9 protein-coding genes and 3 pseudogenes are annotated in these 24,548 nt (G+C 36.9%); all 12 read left to right on the forward strand.

The window, feature by feature from the left end:
• Positions 1-150: 150 nt before the first annotated feature.
• Positions 151-2,748: a glycoside hydrolase family 2 protein gene (locus HGC4_RS15935; RefSeq protein WP_050711134.1), complete on the forward strand. Its 2,598-nt coding sequence runs from the start codon at positions 151-153 to the stop codon at positions 2,746-2,748.
• Positions 2,749-2,949: 201 nt separating this feature from the next.
• A complete protein-coding gene (locus HGC4_RS15940) occupies positions 2,950-3,942 on the forward strand; it encodes a LacI family DNA-binding transcriptional regulator (RefSeq protein ID WP_050711135.1) in 993 nt (330 codons plus the stop codon).
• 63 nt (positions 3,943-4,005) lie between these two features.
• Positions 4,006-5,331: pseudogene (locus tag HGC4_RS15945) on the forward strand (glycoside hydrolase family 28 protein); the annotation flags it as partial.
• 257 nt (positions 5,332-5,588) lie between these two features.
• Entirely contained in the window at positions 5,589-6,989 is a 1,401-nt protein-coding gene (locus tag HGC4_RS15950; RefSeq protein WP_050711137.1) for an alpha/beta hydrolase family protein, read from the forward strand.
• Positions 6,990-7,014: 25 nt separating this feature from the next.
• Complete coding sequence (locus HGC4_RS15955) at positions 7,015-9,465, forward strand: glycoside hydrolase family 95 protein (protein WP_050711190.1); 2,451 nt, start codon at positions 7,015-7,017, stop codon at positions 9,463-9,465.
• 65 nt (positions 9,466-9,530) lie between these two features.
• Positions 9,531-10,976, forward strand: a complete 1,446-nt coding sequence (locus HGC4_RS15960; protein WP_050711138.1) for a glycoside hydrolase family 140 protein — start codon at positions 9,531-9,533, stop codon at positions 10,974-10,976.
• A 1-nt stretch (position 10,977) separates the two neighbouring features.
• Positions 10,978-14,724: pseudogene (locus tag HGC4_RS15965) on the forward strand (family 78 glycoside hydrolase catalytic domain); the annotation flags it as partial.
• Positions 14,725-14,871: 147 nt separating this feature from the next.
• Positions 14,872-15,588: pseudogene (locus HGC4_RS19310) on the forward strand (sugar phosphate isomerase/epimerase family protein); the annotation flags it as partial.
• A gap of 102 nt (positions 15,589-15,690) precedes the next feature.
• Complete coding sequence (locus tag HGC4_RS15970) at positions 15,691-17,526, forward strand: right-handed parallel beta-helix repeat-containing protein (protein ID WP_050711139.1); 1,836 nt, start codon at positions 15,691-15,693, stop codon at positions 17,524-17,526.
• Between the two features lie 15 nt (positions 17,527-17,541).
• Positions 17,542-19,707: an alpha-L-rhamnosidase-related protein gene (locus tag HGC4_RS15975; protein ID WP_050711191.1), complete on the forward strand. Its 2,166-nt coding sequence runs from the start codon at positions 17,542-17,544 to the stop codon at positions 19,705-19,707.
• A 4-nt stretch (positions 19,708-19,711) separates the two neighbouring features.
• The gene (locus tag HGC4_RS15980) at positions 19,712-21,739 is read left to right on the forward strand and encodes an aceric acid hydrolase (RefSeq protein ID WP_050711140.1); all 2,028 of its coding nucleotides are present in this window, start codon (positions 19,712-19,714) and stop codon (positions 21,737-21,739) included.
• 93 nt (positions 21,740-21,832) lie between these two features.
• Positions 21,833-24,511 (forward strand): alpha-d-galacturonidase, encoded by a 2,679-nt coding sequence (locus tag HGC4_RS15985; RefSeq protein ID WP_050711141.1) that lies wholly within the window; start codon positions 21,833-21,835, stop codon positions 24,509-24,511.
• The last annotated feature ends 37 nt before the right edge of the window (positions 24,512-24,548 follow it).

Consider the following 24,548-nt stretch of genomic DNA (forward strand, 5'->3'; position numbering starts at 1 on the left):
TTCTGACTATTTTTAGAATGACTAAATAATCCCAAAGTCATTCTTTAGTCCATTTTATTCTATGGCAAAACTTATATATTTTTGAAAGCACGATTGCTTTTATCCAAGCAAAAATAACCTTTTTAATTGATTATTTGAAAACCACAAAGAATGAACAAAAAAATAATTTTTCTTGTATTTTCTCTATTCTTATCCTTTTTCGTTCTAGGAAACGATATTCAGCCTCAAACATCAGTCGCAGGTTTTTTCGATTTGAAAAACTCGGGGCGTAAGGTCTATAACTTCAATGTTGGATGGAGATTCCAGAGGGGTAATCCAAACGGAGCTGAAAAGATAGACTTCGATGATTCTAAATGGGACATAGTCTCTACACCTCATACCGTTCAGTTAATGCCTGCAGAAGCTAGTGGAGGACGTAACTATCAAGGGCCAGCTTGGTATAGAAAGCATTTTATAGTAGATGAGACTCTAAAAGATCAGTTGATAAATATCTATTTTGAAGCTGCTATGGGTAAAAGTACTATATACCTAAACGGACAAAAAGTAGAAGAACACTTAGGTGGTTATCTTCCTTTTTGCATAGAACTGACTAAATATGGAGTAAAGGCAGGAGATAAATGCTTAATTGCAGTACTTACCGATAACTCCGATGATAAAAACTATCCTCCGGGTAAAAAGCAATCAACACTCGACTTTACATATCATGGAGGTATTTATAGAGATGTCTGGTTGATAGCAACTTCTAGAATTCATATCTCAGACCCCAATAAAGAAAATAAACCTGCAGGAGGTGGAGTATTTGTACATTTTGATGAAATTTCTAAAAAGAAAGCTTCTATATCTATTGACACAGATGTATTGAATCAATCTACAAATAATGAAAATATTAAGATTGAAACCCGACTGTGTGATGTAAACGGAAATGTGTTAAAAACAATATCATCGAAAGTAAACCTAAAGCGAGGGGAATCGAAGCAGGTAAAGCAAAATATTATACTGAATAATCCAACTTTATGGTCGCCCGATCAGCCCTATTTATATAGAGTAGAATCGCGAATTATTGCATCTAATGGAACTAGCTTAGATGGTGGAACAACACGTATAGGTTTGAGAAAAGCCGAATTTAGAGGTAAAGACGGATTTTGGTTAAACGATGAGTTATCGGACAAACTTATTGGAGGTAACAGGCATCAGGATTTCGCATACGTAGGTAACGCCATGCCCAATTCTCAACATTGGCGTGATGCTAAAAAATTGCGTGATGCCGGATGCCGTATAGTTCGTGTGGCACATTATCCACAAGATCCCTCTTTTATGGATGCTTGCGACGAGTTGGGTATATTCGTTATTGTAGCTACTCCGGGATGGCAATACTGGAACAAAGACCCTAAGTTTGCTGAATTGGTTTATGAAGATATACGGAATATGATTAGACGAGACCGTAATCATACCTCAGTTTTAATGTGGGAGCCGATTCTTAATGAAACACGCTTTCCTTTAGAGTTTTCATTGAAAGCCCATCAGATCACACACGAAGAATATCCATATATGGGAGCTTTCTGTGTAGCTGACGCACATTCGGAAGGGGTGGCCGAAAACTATGAAGTTGTTTACGGATGGCCTAAAGATGTAGGCAGCTATAAGCAGTGTATATTTACACGCGAATTTGGCGAAAATGTAGATGATTGGTATGCACATAATACCAACAACAGAGCATCCCGTAGTTGGGGCGAAAGACCTCAGGTTGTTCAGGCTTTGCAGCTGGCTAAAGCTTACAATGAAATGTATACACAAAGCAATCAGTTTATAGGAGGTGCATTATGGCATCCTTTCGATCACCAGAGAGGCTACCATCCCGACCCATATTGGGGTGGACTAATGGATGCTTTCCGTCAACCTAAATATTCGTATTATATGTTCAAGAGTCAGGTTGATGCCGATCTTAAACATCCATTGTCGGAAACAGGACCAATGGTATTTGTAGCTCATGAGATTTCTCCTTTTTCAGATCCGGATGTAACTATATTTACTAATTGTGACGAAATCAGACTGATTGTTTACGGGAAAGATACTTTAACTCAGAAAGTACAAAAAGCTCAATATGGGATGCCCCACCCTCCGGTAATTTTCAAGAATGTTTTCGAATTCAATTCTATGAGAGAATATCCATATGTGCAAAAACAATGGCAAAAAGTAAGCTTTGTAGCAGAAGGACTTATAGATGGTAAAGTAGTATGCTCTACAACAAAAAAGCCATCGAGACGCTCTACAAAATTAAGTTTAAGAATAGATAATGAAGGCAGACAGCTGTATGCTGATGGTTCAGATTTTGTTCCCGTTATATGCGAAGTTACCGATGATGAAGGTAATGTTCGCAGATTAGCTAAAGAGCAGATTTTATTTTCGATAGAAGGTGAAGGCGAAATAATTGGAGGTTCGCAAATAGGAGCAAATCCACGGACCATTGAGTTTGGCTCTGCCCCTGTTTTGATAAGATCAACTATAACTCCCGGTAAAATTAAAGTGCATGCTCGTGTATTGTTTGAAGGTGAACATGCCCCTACCCCTGCTGATATAGAATTTCAGACAATCGCCCCAAATCGTAATCTATTGTTTTTAGATAAACCAATAGTTAATAAAAATAGTGGTGAAGCATATCAGCGAAGCTTTAATAGACAACTCTCAGAGGAAGAGCGAAAAAAAGCTTTAGATGAAGTTGAAAGACAACAAACTGAATTTGGTCAATAAAGGACAAGCTTTATTATAGCTTTGGTTAGTATTGTATATGACCAAAGCTATAATAATAAAACGTAACCATAGATATGATAGCCATGGGAATAATTATTAGATTGGTTTTAGTAATTCATGTTTCATAACATAATGAAAACACCTTGCTAAAACGTTTAATCTAATAATTTTGTAAAACTGAAAACTATAAACAACACAACAATGGCACGAGTTTCTATTAAAGATATTGCAATAGCATTAGGAGTTTCTAACGCTACTGTTTCGTTAGTTATCAATGGCAAAGAGAAGGAAGGGCGTGTAGGATTTGAAATGGCTGAAAAGATCAGAGCAAAAGCCAAAGAATTGAATTATGAGCCTAATAATCTGGCTCGAAGTTTAAGGATTGGACGCTCTGAAACAATAGGATTAATTGTTGCTGATATTTCCAATATATTCTTTGCAACTCTTGCGTTTCATATACAAGAATATGCAGAAAAACTAGGATACACCATTGTGATAACCAATACTAATGAGGATACATCTAAAATGGGAAAGATGATACATACACTCCAAAGCAGGCAAGTGGATGGTTTTATTATAGTTCCTACGGAGAACGGAGAAGAAGACATTGCTAAACTTGTGAGGTCTAAAACTCCCGTTGTTCTTCTCGATAGATGTTTTCCGGCAATTGAAACGAGTCATGTAATGATAGATAATTATCAGACCTCCTATTTGGCTACTCGACACCTGATAGCTTTAGGATGTAAAAAAATAGCATTACTTACTTATAAAAATAAACTTCACCATATGACCGAGCGTAAACGCGGGTATGTTGATGCTGTACAAAATGCAAATATATTTGATGACGGACTCATTAAAGAAGTGAGTTATGAAAATATTACAGAAGATACCACTAATGCCATTAATGATCTGCTTAAAATAAAAGATCTGGACGGTATATTCTTCTCAACAGATAGTGTTTGCGTAGCAGGAATAAAATATATGCAAGAAACAGACAAAAATATTTTTAAGAAAGTAAATCTGATGAGTTTTGATAGAAACGAAATATTTGATTTTGTAAATTATGACGTTCCTTATATGATGCAACCTTTACCCGAAATGGGGAGAAGAGCCATAGATATATTAGTAAATCAAATTGTAAACAAATCAAATACGTCTGAAAAAATAGAACTTCAAGCGACCTTGCATAGCTGATGTAAGATTTTTAATTTAAACAACTTAACCTCTGGTATTAAATAGAAACACGTATAAAATATAATGAAGAAATTATTATTGACAATTTATTTTCTAAGTGTATTTTTTTGCAGCAATGCTAAAACGATTAACCTTATTTCGTTTGGAGGAAAATCCGATGGAAAAACCTCAAATACACAAATAATAAAAAAAGCTATTGATGAGCTTACTTCTGATGGAGGTGGAACTTTATATTTTCCGGCAGGAACATATCTAACAGGACCTATCAAACTCGAAAGTAATATTACAATTGATATTGAATCGGGTGCAACAATTCTATTTTCGGGTGAGTACGAAGAGTATACCCCGTTTGTAGAAATGCGATATGAAGGAGTTGTAATGAAAAGCTTCCACCCTCTCTTTTATGCTTATGAGAAACAAAATATTACCATAAAAGGCAGAGGAAAGATTGATGGCAACGGAGCTTATTGGTGGCATGTAGCATGGGCAATGGATGGTATTGAAAAATACGCACCACTTTTAAAACGAGTAGCTCCTCTACAAGAATTATGGGATAAGGAAAACCCAAATCTTAAGATTGAAGAACAATCGGATTGGAAAAGAACACTTGCAAAGAAGTTCTTTCGCCCACCCTTCATTCAAATGTATAAAAGTAAAAATATACTTATTGAAGGAATCACAATCGAAAACTCTCCTTTCTGGACAATCAATCCTGAGTTTTGTGAAAATATAACTATTAAGGGAGTATCTATTTTTAACCCTTACTCCCCAAACACGGATGGAATAAATCCTTCATCATGTAAAGATGTACATATCTCGGATTGTCACATAAGTGTAGGTGATGATTGTATCACATTAAAATCAGGACGTGACCTTCAAGGACGTGAGTATGCTACACCTTGTGAGAATGTGACCATTACAAACTGTACAATGTTAGCAGGTCATGGAGGTGTTGTTATTGGCAGCGAAATGTCTGGCGATGTTCGCAAAATAACTATATCAAACTGTATTTTCGATGGAACGGACAGAGGTATCCGTATTAAATCGACCAGAGGACGAGGTGGTATCGTAGAAGAGATAAGAGTGAGCAATGTCGTTATGAAAAACATCAAAAAGGAAGCAATTACATTGAATCTTTTTTATTCAAACGTGCCTGCTGAACCATTATCAGATAGAACTCCTATTTTCAGAAATATACATTTCTCTAATCTTACGGGGTCTGATGTAAACGCAGCTTGTACTATATGGGGAATTGAAGAGGCTCCTATCTCGAATATAACTTTTACTGATATAAATATTGATGCCAAAACCGGATTTGATATTGATAAATCGAAAGATTTGATATTTACTGATGTTCAGGTAAATGCAACCTTGAGTCCTTCGTTTACAATCAAAAATTCCGCAAATATTCAGATGAACAATGTATATACGTTGCAACCTAACTCTGAGAAAAGTCTTATATCTCTCACAGATGTAAAAGACATTTTCATAAAAGGATGTTTTCCTCTAGCAGGAAGCCAATCATTCCTAAAAGCAGACGGTGCAAGTACCAACAATATTATATTAATGAGCAATTACCTTAAGAGGTTGAATCAAAGCATTGAGAAAGGACAAAACTTGAACCCGAATGCAATAATTATAGAGCAATGAGAAAACTGACAACTATCCTCTTATTTCAATTAATTATTGTTTCATCTGCATTGTTTGCACAAACAGCAGACGATTCTTATGCACGTCCTCTAAAAGATGTTCTGGCCGACATTGAGCAACAATTCAATATTAAAATCAAGTATGATAAAAAGATGATAGACGATAAGGTCTTGAATTATGCCGATTGGAGAATCAAACCATGGAGTGTCGAAGAAAGCCTTTATGCTGTACTGGCTCCTTTCGATTATACCTTTGTTATGGATAACGAGAAGTATAAAATAAAATCGTTTGAATATGCCAGAACAAATGTAGCGCAGGGCGAAAAATTCCTGACATATCTTGAGACATTATATAACGATAAATCAAGTTGGGAAAAACGAAAAGCTGAACTAATTCCCTGCTTCAAAGAAGCATTAAGATTGTCACCATTACCTGCAAAACCAAATTCTAAGGTTATACTGACAGCCAAAAGGAAATACAATGGATATACAGTTGAAAATTTTGCTATTGAAACTCTGCCGGGAATATATGTTTGCGGATCAATTTATAAGCCTTCTAAAATAAAAGGTAAATACCCGGTAATACTCAATCCCAATGGGCATTTTGGGCAAGGAAGATACCGTGAAGACCAACAAAAACGATGTGCTATGCAAGCCCGAATGGGAATCATTTCGGCCTCTTGGGATATTTTCGCTTGGGGAGAAAGCCTCCTGCAATTCGATGGAACATTACATCGCCTAAGTGCAGCCCATTCTATACAAACATTAAACGCAATACGCGTACTTGATTATTTATTGACACTTAAAGAATCAGACTCTTCTCGTGTAGGGATCACCGGTGGATCGGGAGGTGGAAGCATGACTATGATGATGTCGGCAATAGATGATCGAATTAGTCTAAGCATACCCGTAGTAATGTTGGCGTCACATTTCAATGGTGGCTGTCCATGCGAAAGTGGCATGCCAACCCATTTATGTGGAAATCGTACAAACAACGCAGAAGTCGCAGCCATATTTGCACCCAAACCACAGTTAATAATCTCTGATGATAAAGATTGGTCAAGTAGTGTTCCTACTTTAGAATATCCTTTTATAAAACGGATTTACGGATTTTATGGTGCTACTGATAACGTAAAGAATGTTCACTTACCTGAGGAAGGACATGACTATGGCTTCTCTAAAAGGATAGCGGCATATGATTTTATAGCTGAAAAATTCGGGTTAAATCCCGAAATGCTTAAAAATAAAGAAGGTCAATACGATGAAAGTACAATAATCATCGAGAAAGAATGGCAAATGTATGCTTTCGGAAAAAATGGAGAAAATCTTCCTTCAAATGCCATAAAAGGAAAAGAAGCCTTAATGGAGGTTTTGAAAAACATAGGCATTGAAAAATAAACCTCATATCTTAAATAAAATAGCCATGAAAAAACTCGTCTATCTCTTAATCTTACTATGCTTTTCATCTCAATGGATAACAGCAAAGGATAACGACAATTTACGCCTCTGGTATAACAAACCTGCTGCCGATTGGAATGAAGCTCTTCCTTTGGGAAATGGACGTTTAGGTGCAATGGTATTTGGTGTACCTTCAGTCGAACACTTGCAATTGAATGAAGAAACTATTTGGGCTGGTTCTCCTAATAATAATGCTCATGAAGTAGCTCCCGAAGTTTTACAAGAGGTTCGTAAGCTTATTTTCGACAAAAAATATGTTGAAGCTCAACAGTTAGCCAATGAAAAACTAATGTCTAAAAAGAATCACGGAATGCCTTATCAAACGATGGGCGATTTGTTTATTTCTTTTCCCGGACACGATAAATACACAAACTATTACAGAGATTTAGATATATCTGATGCTCTGGCAACTGTGACTTATAAAGTGAATGGTGTAACTTTTAAACGTGAAATTCTTACATCATTTACCGATCAGGTGATAATGGTTCGGTTGACAGCTGATAAACCCGCTAGCATTTCATGTAATGCATTTTTGACAACTCCACAGGAGAAAGTCGAATATACTGCCGATAACAATCAGATTATACTATCAGCACTAACACCTGCACACGAAAAACAAAGTGGAAAGGTACAATTAGAGACAAGAGTAAAACCCAAAATTGTAGGAGGGACTTATCAAATAAAAGATAATATAATAAGTATTGAGAACGCTGATGAAGCAATTATCTATATTGCTATCGCTACTAATTTTGTGAACTATAAAGATATATCAGGAGATAAAACTCTGAAATGTAAAACATATCTTGATAATGCAACTGTCAAAGATTATGCCTTATCAAAACAACGTCATATTGATTTTTATCGTCAATACATAGATCGTGTTTCACTCAATTTAGGCACTACGGACGCAGTTTTAAAACCAACCGATGTAAGAATAAAAGAGTTTGCACAGACTTTCGATCCTCAATTGGCTGCCTTATATTTCCAATTCGGGCGTTATTTGTTGATCTCATCCTCTCAGCCAAATACCCAACCTGCTAATTTGCAAGGAATATGGAATGACAGACTCCTACCCTCTTGGGATAGTAAATATACTTGTAATATAAACTTAGAAATGAACTATTGGCCTGCCGAGCCTACAAATCTAAGCGAAATGCATGATCCTATGTTACAACTTGTAAAAGAGGTTGCCGAAACGGGAGAAACCACAGCTAAGATGATGTATCACACTCGTGGATGGGTATTACATCATAATACAGATATATGGAGAACTACGGCTCCCGTAGATCAGGCAACATCAGGTATGTGGCCAACTGGAGGTGCATGGGTAAGTCAACACTTATGGTATCGGTATTTATACACAGGTGATACAAAATATCTGAAAGACGTTTATCAGGTGATGAAAGGTGCTGCCATGTTCTTTGTAGACTTTCTTATTGAAGAACCCGACCATGGCTGGTTGGTTGTATCTCCTTCTAATTCTCCCGAAAATGCTCATGCAGGAAGCAAGCTTAAAGCTACAATAGCAGCAGGCACAACAATGGATAATCAGTTGGTATTCGATTTGTTTTCGAATGTAATTGCTGCTGCTGACATATTAGGTGTAGACAAAACATTCGCTGATACATTGCGTACGAAAAGAGATAAACTTCCCCCTATGCAAGTAGGACAACATGGTCAATTACAAGAATGGTTATATGATTGGGATTCACCCGAAGACAAGCATCGCCATGTATCTCATCTATACGGATTGTATCCTAGTAATCAGATATCACCCATTCATACACCTCAGTTGAGCGAGACTGCAAAGAATACCTTAATTCAACGTGGCGATCCATCAACAGGATGGTCAATGGGATGGAAAGTATGCCTTTGGGCACGTCTTTTAGATGGAGATCATGCCTATAAATTGTTGACTGAGCAATTGAACTTAGTAACCAACGAAAAGAAAAAAGGAGGTACTTACAGCAATATGTTTGATGCTCATCCACCTTTTCAAATTGATGGAAATTTTGGATGCACTGCCGGAATTGGCGAAATGTTTGTACAAAGTCACGATGGATTCATCTACATATTACCTGCATTACCTAGTGTTTGGAAAACGGGTAGTATCAAAGGTCTTGTTGCCCGAGGTGGATTTGTTATAGATATCGATTGGAAAGATGGAAAGGTAGAGTCTCTAAAAATTGTTTCTAAGAATGGAGGAAACTGCCGATTAAAAATTGATTCGCCACTACTAGGAAAAGGATTGAAGCCTGCGAAAGGAACAAATACACATCCGCTTTATACAACACCCGAGATTAAGCAACCTATAATCTCAGATAAAGCTCAATTGTCTATTCCAGCTAATAGAAAATCGTTAACATACGACCTGAAAACAGAACAAGGAAAAACATATACATTCAAGAGTAAGTAATAGTTAGTATTTAAAGTAACCTTATTAAATAATTAAATAGGTCTGCGACCTTAAATATAAAAAACATGAAGATACGCAAAGTTATACTTATAGCAGCTTTTGCATTTTTAGGACTTGGTTCTATCCATGCACAAGAGAAAAAAAGCAAAATAGATATACCTTGGGACAATGGAAAATTAAAAGTAAGTGACAATAAACTTTTCCTTCAACACGAAAATGGAAAACCGTTTTTCTGGTTGGGAGAAACTGCTTGGTTATTGCCCTCACGATCAAATAGGGATGAAGTAGACTTCTTTATGAACGAAACTCAAAAGAATGGCTATAATGTTGTTCAAATATCAACATTGCATACTGTTCCAGCTATGAATGTGTATGGAGATTGGGCTTTACCTGATGGCTTCAACTTCGATAATATAGATAAAAAAGGAGAATATAACTATTGGCAACATGTAGACTATATTGTAGAGAGAGCCAAAGCCAAAGGTATGTACATAGGCATAGTTTGTGTTTGGGGAAGTGTTGTTCAACAGAAACAAATGTCAGTTGAAGATGCTAAGAAATACGGTAAATTTCTTGCTGAGCGCTATAAGAAATACCCCAATATTGTGTGGCTCATAGGAGGTGACATCCGTGGAGATGTTCAGCCTGAAGTCTGGCAAATGCTTGCTAAAACTATTCGAGAAATAGATCCTGATCATTTAATGACTTTCCATCCTCGTGGTCGTACCATATCGACTACTTGGTTCAATAACGAATCGTGGCTCGATTTCAATATGTTCCAATCGGGACATCGCCGCTATGGACAACGTTTCGGTGACGGAGATTATCCGATAGAAGAAAATACCGAAGAAGACAACTGGCGTTTTGTAGAACGCAGCTTAGCCGAAAAGCCATTAAAACCTGTAATTGACGGAGAGCCTTCTTATGAAGATATTCCTCATGGTTTGCACGATTTTAATGAGCGCTATTGGCAAGCCGAAGACGTACGTCGATATGCTTATTGGTCGGTATTTGCAGGATCGTTCGGTCACACATACGGACACAATTCTACCATGCAAATGCTTCGCCCCGGTTATCAAGCTTCATTTGGAGCAAAGAAACCTTGGTGGGAAGCAATTCATGACCCAGGATGTCAACAAATGAAATACCTTAAAAACTTAATTCTGGCATTCCCTTTCTTCGATCGTATTCCCGATCAATCAGTAATAACCAATGTAAATGGTGTGCAATACGAACGAGTAATTGCTACACGTGGAAAAGATTATATTCTAGTATATAATTATACAAATAGATTATCTGAAATTGATCTGACTAAAATATTAGGAGCAAAGAAGAAAGCATGGTGGTTCAGTCCCGCTAATGGAAAAGTAGAGTTTATTGGAGAATTTGAAAATGGAAAACAAACCTTCATCCACGATTCGGGTTACCGAGCAGGAAATGACTGGGTACTTATTATTACAGACGCTTCGAAATCTTATGTTCAGGATAACTTACAAGATAATAAGAATTGATATGAAAAAAATAATATTACTCCTATTATCAGCCTTTTGTCTAGCCTCTGCATTTGGTGTAGAAGTAGACAGGCTTAGATGTGAGATGCTTGTAAACCCTGAAGGTATTGCTACTTCTCAACCTCGATTAAGTTGGATAATTCAATCCAAAGAAAGAAACATTAGTCAAACTACCTATCAAATATTAATGGCATCATCTGCTGATAAATTAGCGAAAAATGAAGCTGATATTTGGGATTCGGGAAAAGTAAACGGTAGCCAATCCATTTTTGTAAATTATGGCGGCACTCCCTTAAAAAGTCGTACCGATGTTTATTGGAAAGTGAAAGTTTCTACCAATAAAGGAGAATCAGAATGGAGTAAACCCGCAAAATTCAGTATTGGATTATTGTCTGATAAAGAGTGGTCTGCTCAATGGATTGGGCTAGATAAAGTATTCCCTTGGGATAGTGAAACTCAGTGGGCAAGACTCTCAGCGCGTTACTTGAGAAAAGAATTCAGCAGTAATAAAAGTATTAAATCGGCTAAAGCATACATCTCAGGATTGGGATTATATGAGCTATATATCAATGGTAATAAAATAGGCGATCAGGTATTAGCTCCTGTGGCTACCGATTATACTAAGACTGTTCTTTATAATACGTTTGATATCACTAAAGAAATCAAAAGCGGTAAAAATGCTATTGGAGTAGTTTTAGGAAACGGACGTTTTTACAACATGCGTCAGAACTTCAAACCTCATAAAATTAAAACATTTGGTTATCCTAAACTTCTTTGTCAATTCGAAATAGAATATACGGATGGAACAAAAGAAGTTATAGTAAGTGATAGTTCATGGAAGATTACAACTGATGGGCCTATCCGATCAAATAATGATTTTGATGGCGAAGAATATGATGCAACAAAAGAATTAGGTAAATGGAACCAAATTGGATTTAATGACAGAAAATGGCAAAAAGTCGAACTTGTAAAAGCTCCCGAAGGGAAACTTTCGGCTCAGATGAGCGAAAATATGAAAATTCATGAATCGCTTAAACCTATTTCAATCACCCATCTTAAAGCTGACACCTTCATTGTAGACATGGGGCAAAATATGACCGGTTGGGTGAAGATTCAGAACATAAAAGGAAAAAGAGGTGCTAAAATATCTTTGAGATTTGCCGAAAGATTAAAAAGCGACGGACGTTTATATACCGAAAATTTAAGAAGTGCCAAGCAAACTGATATCTATACGATGAGAGGCGATTCTTTAGAATCGTGGGAGCCATCATTTATGCATCATGGATTCCGTTATATGGAAGTTTCAGGATATTCAGAAACACCAACTATTGACAACTTTCTGGGTCAAGTTATTTATGATGATATAGAAACAACTGGTCATTTCGAATCATCTAATGATGTGCTTAATAGAATTTATAAGAATGCATATTGGGGTATTCGTAGTAATTACAAAGGAATACCACTTGATTGTCCGCAAAGAGACGAAAGACAACCTTGGTTAGGCGATCGCACAACCGGTTCTTTAGGCGAAAGCTATATTTTTGGTAACGAAAAGCTATATACTAAATGGCTTAAAGACATACAAGACTCTCAACTCGATAATGGACAGTTATCGGACATAGTGCCACCTTTTTATATGACTTATTACAGCGATAATATGACATGGCCGGGTACATATATGTTTATTGCCGATATGTTGTATAATCAATTTGGAAACTCTCAACCTATTGTAGATCATTATCCGTATATGAAAAAATGGCTTTCGTATATGACTGACAAATATATGACGGCAGATTACATTATGACTAAAGATAAGTACGGTGATTGGTGTGTTCCACCCGAAGCTAAAGAAATGATTAAGTCGCAAGACCCTGCCCGAATAACAAATGGTGAGCTAATTGCCACTGCCTATTTCTATAAGATATTGTTATTCATGCAGAAATTTGCAAAAATAAATGGTAGCACCGCGGATGTTCAGACTTATGCAGATTTGGCTGAGAATGTAAGGATGGCATTTAATACTAAATTTTATGATAGCGAGACAAAACAATATGGCAACTATACTGTTACTGCTAATCTTTTACCATTGGCATTCAATATTGTAGATAAAGAAAATGAAGATATTGTATTCCAGAATATGCTGGATAAAGTTGTAAGGAAAGAGAAACTACATATCAGTACAGGAGTTATCGGTACACAGTGGCTCATGCGTGAGTTGACTAAAAGAGGCTGTATGGATGTTGCTTACACCATTGCTTCACAAAAAGACTATCCAAGTTGGGGCTATATGGCTGAACAAGGCGCCACAACCATTTGGGAACTTTGGAACGGAGATACAGCTAGTCCTAAAATGAATTCGCACAATCATGTAATGTTATTGGGAGACCTCATAACATGGATGTATCAAGATGTGGCAGGTATCAAACCCCACCCTAACTATCCCGGATTTAAAAATCTGTGGATGATGCCTAATCCAACCGAAGATTTGACTTATGCAAAAGCTTCTCACCAAACATTGTACGGATTAGTAAAAAGCGAATGGAAGCTAGATAAAGGCATTTTCACATGGAAAATTACGGTTCCTGCAAATACTCGTGCCAATATTTTATTACCCGCTGCCTCCGGAGATGATATTACAGAAAACGGGCAACCAATTACAAAAGTTGAAGGATTAAAATATGTAAGAGAAGAAAAAGGCAGAATAAACCTCGAAATAGGATCAGGAGAGTACGTTTTCACCTGCAAATACGGACAATCTTTCAATCGTTGGAGGGAAGGAGTCATAGTTGATCAATTTATAAATAAGACTGCCCCTTATCCCGAAAGTCATGCAGCAACTATTGCTGAAACGAAAGAAGGACAATTGATCGCCTCGTGGTTTGGAGGCACTAAAGAGCGAAATCCTGATGTTTGTATCTGGACTAGCCATTTGGTAAACGGACAATGGACAGAGCCTCAGAATGTAGCTAATGGCATTGTAAATGATACTCTGCGATATGCTTGTTGGAATCCCGTATTGTTTCAAGTACCAAACGGAGAATTACAGCTCTATTACAAAGTAGGTCCAAATGTTGGAGGATGGGCTGGTAAACTTATAACCTCTCAAGATGGTGGTAAAACTTGGTCAAAACCAGTTGATTTACCTGATGGATTTTTAGGTCCTGTGAAAAATAAACCTGTTTTATTGAAGAATGGAACACTACTTTCCCCATCCAGTACCGAAGGCGGTGCATGGAGAGTTCATCTTGAAGCAAGTAAAGACTTTGGAAAAACATGGTCTAAAATAGGTCCTATAAATGAAGGTGTAGAATTACATACTATACAACCATCGATACTAACTCATAAGGATGGAAGATTACAGATTCTTTGCCGTACTAAAGAGCGGGCAATTGCCGAATCGTGGTCGTCTGACAATGGAAAGACATGGAGCCCTATGACTAAAACGATGCTACCCAATAATAATTCGGGAACGGATGCAGTAACCTTGCAAGACGGCCGTCAATTGTTAGTGTACAATCATGTATTGCCTCATGACACTTTAAAAAATGGAAAAGGTGCACGCACTCCATTAAATGTAGCCATTTCGGAAGATGGTAAAACATGGTATGCTACCTCTATATTGGAAGACTCACCTATCAGTCAGTACTCTTATCCGTCTGTTATTCAGAGTAAGGACGGCATGGTGCATATTGTATATACATGGAGGAGAAAAGCTATTAAACATATTCAGATAGATCCTAATAAACTGGTACTATCAAAAATCAAGGATATGAAATGGACTTCAACTCAAGAAACATCTGAAATAGAAGTTGTAAACAACAATAGATATAAGGTTTCGGTTTGTGACTGGATGATGTTAAAACGTCAAAAAGTAGGAGCTATGCAATTAGCTCAAGAAGTTGGTGCTGATGGTTTAGAGTTAGATATGGGTAGTTTAGGTAAACGTGTATCGTTTGATAACAAGTTTACTGATAAACAATTTCAAGAGTTATTTATAGCTGAATTTAATAGAGTTGGCATACAATTGAGTTCTATTGCCATGTCTGGATTTTATGGGCAATCGTTTGCCAACAGAGATAATTATGAACAATTGATTGACGAATGTATTGCAACTATGCAGGCATTAGGTGCTAAAGTAGTTTTCTTGCCCTTAGGAAATCAAAGTGATTTAGCCAAAAATCCAGAACTATATCCCATCATATTGCAACGCTTAAAAGTGGCTGCAAAGAAAGCTGAAAAAGCAGGAGTAGTTATTGGTATTGAAACTTCTTTGGATGCTAAAAAAGAAGCAAAATTGATTGATGAGATAGGTTCTCCATCAGTAAAAAGCTATGTCAACTTTTCAAGCATTCTGAAACGTAATGGAGATATTATCAAAGAATTGAAGACTTTAGGAAAAGATCGTATCATACAAATACATGCAAGTAATACAGATGGGCATTGGCTAGAAAACGATCCTGCAATTAATATGCCCGAAGTAAAGAAAACCCTTGACAAAATGGGTTGGAGCGGATGGCTTGTTATCGAACGTTCACGAGATACAACAGATGTTCACAATGTGAAGAAAAACTTCGGAGCAAATGCCAACTATCTTAAATCAGTATTTCAATAAGATCACAGAATAGTAGTTGTAGGGCGAACCTATGTGCTCGCCCACGGAGGACAACCATATAGGTCTGCCCCTACAACCATATAGAATGTTAAGTTTTATACCATGATTAAATATATTAGTTTTTTACTTTTCACTTTCATTTCAATCCAATCTTTTGGAGCAGACATCTATGTAAACTCTAAGGGAAAAGACAGCAATGAGGGAACTAAATCTGCACCTAAAGCAACTTTAAGCAATGCCTTAAGGGAAGCTCGAAACATGCGTCGACTGGGTAAGATCAAGAATAATGAGCCTCTTTATATTTGGATGTCAGGAGGTACTTATTCATTGTACGAACCTGTTTTCGTTCGTCCTGAGGATTCGGGAACAGAACAAAGCCCTACTATTATACAAGCTCTTGAAGGAGAAGAACCTGTATTAAGTGGAGGAATCAATATAATCAATTGGAAAAAAGAAGGTAAGTATTGGACTGCGAATGTTCCGTCATTTAATGGAAACCCTCTCCTATTCAGACAGCTTTGGATTAATGGAAAAAAAGCCACAAGAGCACGTAATGTCTCCGATTTTGAGAAAATGGACAGAATCCGAAGCAACGATAAAATAAATGAAATTCTTTGGGTTCCTGCTTCTGCCGTAAAAAATGTAGTGAAGTCTGAAAACCTAGAATTGGTTATCCATCAAATGTGGGCAATTGCAAATCTACGTGTTAAATCAATCACGATACAGGGTGATTCGGCAGGGATAAAGTTCCATAATCCCGAAGCTAGAATCCAATTTGAACACCCATGGCCACAACCAATGATAAAGAAGGGATTCAACTCTGCTTTTTACCTGACTAATGCCATCGAACTACTAGATGAAGAGGGTGAATGGTATCACGACAGAGCCAAAAACAAGATATATTATATTCCGAAAAAAAGTGAAGATATGAGCAGAATACAGGCTGTTATTCCTGCTGTGGAAACGCTAATCAATATCTGTGGAACATTGGAAAAACCTGTTCAGCACATTTATATAAAAGGACTCTCTTTCAAAAATACAACATGGACAAGACCATCCGAAAAAGGACATGTTCCGTTACAAGCGGGTATGTATTTAGTGGATGCCTATAAATTACGTCCTCCGGGAGTTCCTGGTAATTTCAATAAAGGAATCGAAAATCAAGGGTGGATCGGTCGCCCTCCTGCTGCACTTCAAATAAAGAATACACAATATATCGGAGTCGAAAACTGCCGATTTGAGCAGCTTGGTTCTTGTGGAGTAGATATTCTTCCGGGTTCTAAATATTCAACAATCGAAGGTTGCCTATTCAGAGATATAGCTGGAAATGGTATACAGATAGGCGAATTTGCAGAAGAAGCTTTCGAAACACATTTACCTTACGACCCCAAAGACGAAAGGCTACTATGTTCTCATCAACGCATAGCTAACAACCTAATTACCGATGTTACTAACGAAGATTGGGGATGTTTAGGCATAGCAGCAGGATTTGTACGTGATATTAATATCGAACACAACGAAATCAGTGAGGTCTCGTATTCGGGAATCAATCTTGGATGGGGATGGACTAAAACCGTAAATAGTATGAGAAACAATCTAGTTCATGCTAATTATATCCATCACTATGGTAAACACATGTATGATGTGGCAGGTATTTACACCTTATCGGTACAATCTAAATCGACTATTAGCGAGAATGTTGTAGATAGTATTTATGTATCCTCTTATGTACATGACCCCGAACATTGGTTCTATTTATATACAGACGAAGGCTCATCTTTCATTACTGTAAAAGACAATTGGACGCCTTCAGAAAAGTTCTTGCAAAATGCCAATGGTCCCGGTAATACTTGGGAAAATAACGGGCCAATGGTAGCAGATTCTATCAAGCAAAGAGCAGGATTACAGGCAAAATACAAACATCTATTAAACCGATAACTTATGAAACTATATATAAAACACATATTATTCCTTTTTATAATTGCTTTTTCGATACAATCGATCAATGCACAAAAAGCTACTTGGATATATTATCCAGGAGATTTCGAAATATGGTTGGGTAATGAAATGCAAAACAGAAGAACCGAAAGAGGAACTTTCTTTCCTCCATTCTGGAAAATGGATAGTCATTATGTATTAGTGGAATTTTCCAAGAAATTAGACCTGACTCAACCTGAAGAAGTACAGATTTATGCAGAAGGTCGCTACAATGTAAAGTTGGACGGAAAAATGATCTCGGGTTACCCTACCACCGTTACAATTCCTGCAGGAAAGCATAGCTTAAATATAAAAGTACATAATCAGGCAACTGTTCCTGCTATTTATGTGAAAGGAAAAACCGTGCAGTCGGATAACACATGGTTGGTTACTTTCGAAGATAAAGAATGGATTGACGAATCGGGTAAAGCATCAGATACTTCTTCGGGAACTATGTATCTGAATGCTTCTTCATGGAATTTCGATTCCCCCGAAAATACACCATCTAAATTTAAATTGGCTACAGAGCCCATGTCAGCCGTAAAATCAGAACAAAAAGGCAATGGTACACTTATTGACTTCGGAAAAGAAACTTTCGGTTTTGTGAAATTCCATAATCTGCAAGGAAAAGGGAATCTAAATATTTATTATGGAGAATCGCCCGAAGAAGCACTATCAACAGCCTCTTGTGAAACACTAGATCGTTTACCTATTGACTACAACAATGCTAAAGATTTAACTATTAGCGATTCAAAAGCGTTCCGCTATATCTATATTGAAAAAGACAATAATCTTTCGTATGATTCGGTATCTATGTTATACGAATATCTGCCTTTAGATTACAGAGGTAGTTTCAGATGTAATGATGCTCTATTGAATCAGATTTGGGATATTTCAGCCTATACAATGCATCTTACTTCTCGTGAGTTTTTTATTGATGGAATCAAGCGTGACAGATGGGTGTGGTCGGGCGATGCTTATCAAAGCTATTTGATGAATTATTACCTGTTCTTCGATTCGCCTTCTGTCACCAGAACCATGCTTAATCTGAGAGGAAAAGATCCTGTGACAAGCCATGTGAATACCATTATGGATTATACATTCTATTGGTTTATGGGTGTATACGATTACTACCAATATACAGGTGATAAAACTTTTATAGAACAATTTTATCCTCGAATGCAATCTTTAATGCAATACTGTCTGTCACGCACCAATTCGAATGGAATGATGGAAGGTCTTTCGGGCGATTGGGTATTTCTCGATTGGGCAGATTTCAAGATGAGTAAAACAGGAGAAGTAAGTTTCGAGCAATTACTTTTCTGTAAAAGCCTCGAAACGATGGCTCTTTGTGCTAAACTTGTAGATAACACTGAAGACAGTAATAAATATACCTTACTGGCTAATGATTTGAAATCAAAACTGTTCACAGCTTTCTGGTCAGGAAAAGAAAATGCATTTATACATAATCGTGAGAATGGTGTGCAAAGCGAGCAAGTAACCCCTTATACTAATATGTTTGCAGTTCTTTTTGATTACTTAGATCAGGATAAAACAAATGCGGTAAAATACAATGTATTGTTAAATTCCGATGCGTTAAAAATCACCACTCCTTATATGCGTTTTTATGAATTGGAAGCACTCTGTATACTTGGTGAACAAAATTATGTACTAAAAGAAATTCGTGATTATTGGGGTGGAATGCTCAATGAGGGAGCTACTTCTTTCTGGGAAAAATATAATCCAAACGAAAAAGGAGCAGAACATCTTGCGATGTATGGTCGTCCCTTTGGTAAAAGCCTGTGTCATGCATGGGGAGCAAGCCCTATATACTTATTCGGTAAATATTATTTAGGAGTAAAACCTGCCTCTCCCGGATACGAAACATATACGATTGAACCAAATCTGGCTGATTTGAAATGGATCGAAGGAAAAGTACCAACTCCTAACGGGGATATTTACGTCTATTGTGACACCAAACAGATCAAAGTAAAATCGGATACAGGAACAGGAACATTAACTGTCAAAAGTAAATCAAAACCAGCCTCTAAAGATGCCACTATAAATTCTAAAGGCGGCAATATTTATGAAGTCGAAATACTTAAAGGAAAAGAATACGTAATAACATATAAGCCATTGTAAAAGAATGAAAAAGTTAAGTTATATATTTTTATCAGCATTGTTTTTGAGTGGGACTTTTACTCTACCTGCTCAAAATAAAAGTCTGGTAAATACATCTCAAAGCCCATATGCCAAACTTTCGGGTGTAGGTATGAGCGATGTTCATTGGACAAACGGATTTTGGGCAGATCGCTTTGAAGTCTGCAAACAATCTATGTCTCCCGGTTTGATGAAAACATATATGGATGAAAGTATCAGTCATTCATTTAAAAATTTCGAGATAGCAGCTCGAATTGATACAGGTTCGCATGTTGGTCCTCCATTTCATGATGGAGATTTCTATAAAGCGTTCGAGAGTCTGGTAAGTTTATATGCCACTACCGGAGATAAAAACCTGATGGTATTAATGGATGAGATTATTCCCGTTATTACTAAATCACAACGTGAAGACGGATATATCCACACACCTGTAATGATTGAAGAACGCAAAAACGGTCAAAAAGCAAAAGCATTTGACGATCGGTTAAACTTCGAGACTTACAACATGGGACATCTAATGACTATGGCTTGTTTACATTATCGGGTTACAGGAAAACGCACTTTATTGGATGTAGCTGTAAAAGCAACCGATTATCTCTATAATTTCTATAAAACAGCATCACCCGAACTAGCCAGAAACGCCATTTGCCCTTCACATTATATGGGAGTGGTGGAAATGTACAGAACTACCCGTGATCCTAAATACTTGGAATTATCGAAAAGCCTTATCGACATCAGAGGATTGATGGAAGATGGAACAGATGATAATCAAGATAGAGTTCCTTTCCGTCAACAAACCAAGGCAATGGGGCATGCCGTGCGTGCAAACTACTTGTATGCAGGTGTAGCCGATGTGTATGCCGAAACGGGAGACACATCTTTGATTCGTCCATTGAACCTTATATGGGATAACATGGTGAATACCAAAATGTATATAACAGGAGCTTGTGGTGCTCTTTATGATGGAGTATCTCCTAACGGAACATCATATGATCCATTGGAGGTTCAGAAAACACATCAATCTTATGGTCGAGACTATCAACTACCCAATATGACCGCACATAACGAAACTTGTGCTAATATAGGTAACCTGCTTTGGAACTGGCGGATGCTTCAACTCACAGGAGAAGCCAAATATGCCGATATAGTTGAGTTGACTCTTTACAATAGTATTTTATCGGGTGTTAGTCTTAATGGGCTTGACTTTTGCTATACAAATCCTTTGGCTGTTTCCGATAAGTTTCCGTATACCATGCGTTGGTCAGGAGGTAGGATTCCTTATATAGCCTTATCCAATTGCTGCCCTCCAAATACAGTGAGAACTATATCAGAAGTTCAAAATTATGTCTATAATCTTTCAGAGGATGGCTTATATGTAAACCTTTATGGAGGAAGTCAATTAAAAACCAATCTTAAAAACGGTGATAATATTCAAGTGACTCAAGCAACTGATTATCCATGGGATGGACAAATATCATTAACCATTGATAAAGCACCTAAGAAATCGTTTACACTTTCGATGCGTATTCCCGGATGGTGTAAAGGAGCAACAATCTCCGTTAATGGCAAAAAGCAAGAAGTCAATTTGGAATCGGGTTCCTATGCTCAAATAACAAGAACATGGAAAAACGGCGACAAAGTAGAACTAAATCTCCCAATGGAAGCCAAATTGATAGAAACAAATCCTTTGGTAGAAGAAACACGTAATCAGATAGCAGTAAAAAAGGGACCAGTAGTTTACTGTCTTGAAAGTAACGATCTGCCTAAGCTAGATATATTTCAAGTAGTTATTCTTTCTGATACTAAGTTTACCCCTATCACAATGAATATCGATAATAGCAAATTCATGGCTTTAGAAGGACAAGCATATATTGAAAATAGTAATTGGGATAACACTCTATATCGTGAAGTATCACCTGTAAATAAGCTTAGTTCAGTAAAATTAATCCCCTACTATGCTTGGGGTAACAGAGGTAAATCGGATATGACTGTTTGGATGAATCTAAAAAGATAAAATCTATCAATATAAGGGAGATACATAAATCTGCCTCTATAAGAAGAAATAATAACAAATGGATCTGCAACCTTGATCCAAAATCTATAAATTATGAAGCATAAATTATTATTAGCTATTTTTTCTATGATTTTATTTATTTCGTGCTCAACGGAAAAAGTAACAATCATAGTCGAAGACAATCCATCAACTCGTGTAGCCTTTGGTGTTGAGAAATTAAAATCAGCTCTTGAAGAAGCTAAATATACAGTTTCAATAAAAACTGCAAACGAAAATAACGACGCACTAGTTATTACTATAAGCGAGAATAAAACCGATTCTTTGGCAAAGGAAGGATATACAATAGCATCCGAAAACGGATTGATTTCAATCAAAGGAAATGACGCTTCAGGCACATTATATGGTTGTATAGAATTGGTAAAACAAATTAAAGAGGAAAAGAAACTACCTGCAAATTTCAACATTACAGATCAGCCCGAAATGGTTTTGCGTGGTGCTTGTGTAGGTATTCAAAAACCATACTATCTACCCGGCAGAAATGTATATGAATACCCATATACCCCTGAAACGTTCCCTTGGTTTTATGATAAAGCATTGTGGATTGAATATCTGGATATGTTAGTCGAAAATAAAATGAACTCTTTATACTTATGGAACGGGCATCCTTTTGCTTCGTTGGTAAAACTGGAAGATTATCCATTTGCAGTAGAGGTAGACGACGAAACATTCAAAAAGAATGAAGATATGTTTGCATTTCTTACCGAAGAAGCCGACAAACGCGGTATTTGGGTTATACAAATGTTTTACAATATATTCGTATCTAAACCTTTTGCCGAACATTATGGAATAAAAACACAGGATAGAAGCCGCCCTATTACACCACTTATTTCGGATTATACTCGAAAATCAGTAGCTGCATTTATTGAGAAATATCCCAATGTTGGACTTTTGGTTTGTTTGGGAGAAGCAATGGATACTTATGAAGATGATGTAGAATGGTTCACTAAAACTATTATTCCCGGAGTACAAGATGGGTTAGCTAAATTAAATACTACAATACAACCTCCAATAGTTGTAAGAGCACATGATACTGATGCCAAAATGGTGATGGATGCTTCCCTACCCCTTTATAAGAACTTGTATACTATGCACAAATACAATGGAGAATCGTTAACCACTTACGAACCTCGAGGTTCGTGGTCTAAGATTCATACCGATCTTAGTAGCTTGGGCTCAGTACATATTTCAAATGTTCATATTCTAGCTAATCTTGAGCCTTTCCGTTATGGATCTCCCGATTTTATCCAGAAATGTGTACAAGCTATGCATAAAGTACATGGAGCCAATGCCCTTCACCTATATCCACAAGCATCGTATTGGGACTGGCCTTATACTGCCGATAAAACTGAACCTCGTTTAAAAGAAATGGAACGAGATTGGATTTGGTATCAAGCTTGGGGACGCTATGCTTGGAATGTAAACAGAGACAGAAATGATGAAATAAAATACTGGACAAAACAACTAGACAATATGTATGGTTGTGGTGAAGGAGGCAAAAACATACTCGAAGCTTACGAACAATCGGGAGAAATAGCACCTAAACTGCTTCGCAAATTCGGAATTACAGAAGGAAACAGACAAACCCTCCTATTGGGTATGTTCTTAAGCCAATTAGTGAATCCAGCCAAATGGAAAGTATATCCTGGATTTCATGAATCTTGCGGACCCGAAGGCGAAATGCTAATTGATTACATGAACAAAGAATGGAACAAACAACCTCATATAGGTGAAACTCCTCCTCAGTTGATTTCTGAAGCTGTTGCTCATGGTAATGCTGCTGTTGCCGCCATAGACAAAGCTGCACCTAAAGTAAACAAAAACAAAGACGAGTTTAACCGTCTGAAAAACGATATGTATTGCTATCAAGCATTTGCTAACTTCTTCTCAGAAAAAGTAAAAGCTGCTATGCTAATACTTCAATATACACATTCTAATAAAATTGCCGACTTAGAAAATGCAATTCCTCATATAGAAAAAAGTTTGGAATATTATCAACAATTAGTAAATCTTACCAAAGATGCCTATCTGTATGCAAATAGCATGCAAACAGCTCAACGCCGTATTCCGATTGGAGGCGATGATGCAAAAAATAAAACGTGGGAAGAACTTCTGCCTCACTACCAAACAGAATTGGCAAACTTCAAGAAAAATGTTGAGTTTATCAAAAAGAATGGAAATTCAGATAATCAAACCTTTGAAGTACTAAAACCTGTTGAGGTTAAAATAGACAATAAAGAAGGAGTCTCTTACCTTATAAAAAAAGGAGAAAAAGTATTCTCTGATAAAGATTTTGTGATCGGAGATTTCTCTCCTGAATTGAAGAATATGAAGGCAATTCGCTTTAGTCAGGATAAACAAGCAGAACATGGAACGACCCTATCTTTCGAAAGTCAGAAACCTGTTAGCATCTTAGTTGGATATCTTAATACCGAACGTAAAGAATATGCTAAAGCTCCTACTTTAGAGACAGATGCAAGTGCTAATCAGTATGGACAAGGAGATGTTAAGATAGCCAATGCTTTAGACATTCCGGGAAGAGGTTCTATCAATATTCACTCTTATACTTTCCCCGCAGGAAAAAATACGTTGAATTTGGGTAAAGGAGCTTTAATGATTCTCGGATTTATAGATGCTAACCAGAAAATCACACCTCATAATGCAGGATTTGGAGGAGAAGATGCTTCAAGTAAAATTGATTGGTTATTCTATTGATATTTTAGATTAAATAGAGGGGTGAACCTATGTGTTC

The sequence above is a fragment of the Dysgonomonas sp. HGC4 genome, assembly GCF_001261715.1.
In the GTDB taxonomy this organism is placed as follows: Bacteria; Bacteroidota; Bacteroidia; order Bacteroidales; family Dysgonomonadaceae; genus Dysgonomonas_A.

Excerpts from the sequence above, each read along its gene's own strand:
- HGC4_RS15940 (WP_050711135.1), top strand. The coding sequence starts at position 2,950 with ATGGCACGAGTTTCTATTAAAGATATTGCAATAGCATTAGGAGTTTCT.
- HGC4_RS15950 (WP_050711137.1), top strand. The coding sequence starts at position 5,589 with ATGAGAAAACTGACAACTATCCTCTTATTTCAATTAATTATTGTTTCA.
- HGC4_RS15960 (WP_050711138.1), top strand. The coding sequence starts at position 9,531 with ATGAAGATACGCAAAGTTATACTTATAGCAGCTTTTGCATTTTTAGGA.
- HGC4_RS15985 (WP_050711141.1), top strand. The coding sequence starts at position 21,833 with ATGAAGCATAAATTATTATTAGCTATTTTTTCTATGATTTTATTTATT.
- HGC4_RS15935 (WP_050711134.1), top strand. The coding sequence starts at position 151 with ATGAACAAAAAAATAATTTTTCTTGTATTTTCTCTATTCTTATCCTTT.
- HGC4_RS15980 (WP_050711140.1), top strand. The coding sequence starts at position 19,712 with ATGAAAAAGTTAAGTTATATATTTTTATCAGCATTGTTTTTGAGTGGG.
- HGC4_RS15955 (WP_050711190.1), top strand. The coding sequence starts at position 7,015 with ATGAAAAAACTCGTCTATCTCTTAATCTTACTATGCTTTTCATCTCAA.
- HGC4_RS15970 (WP_050711139.1), top strand. The coding sequence starts at position 15,691 with ATGATTAAATATATTAGTTTTTTACTTTTCACTTTCATTTCAATCCAA.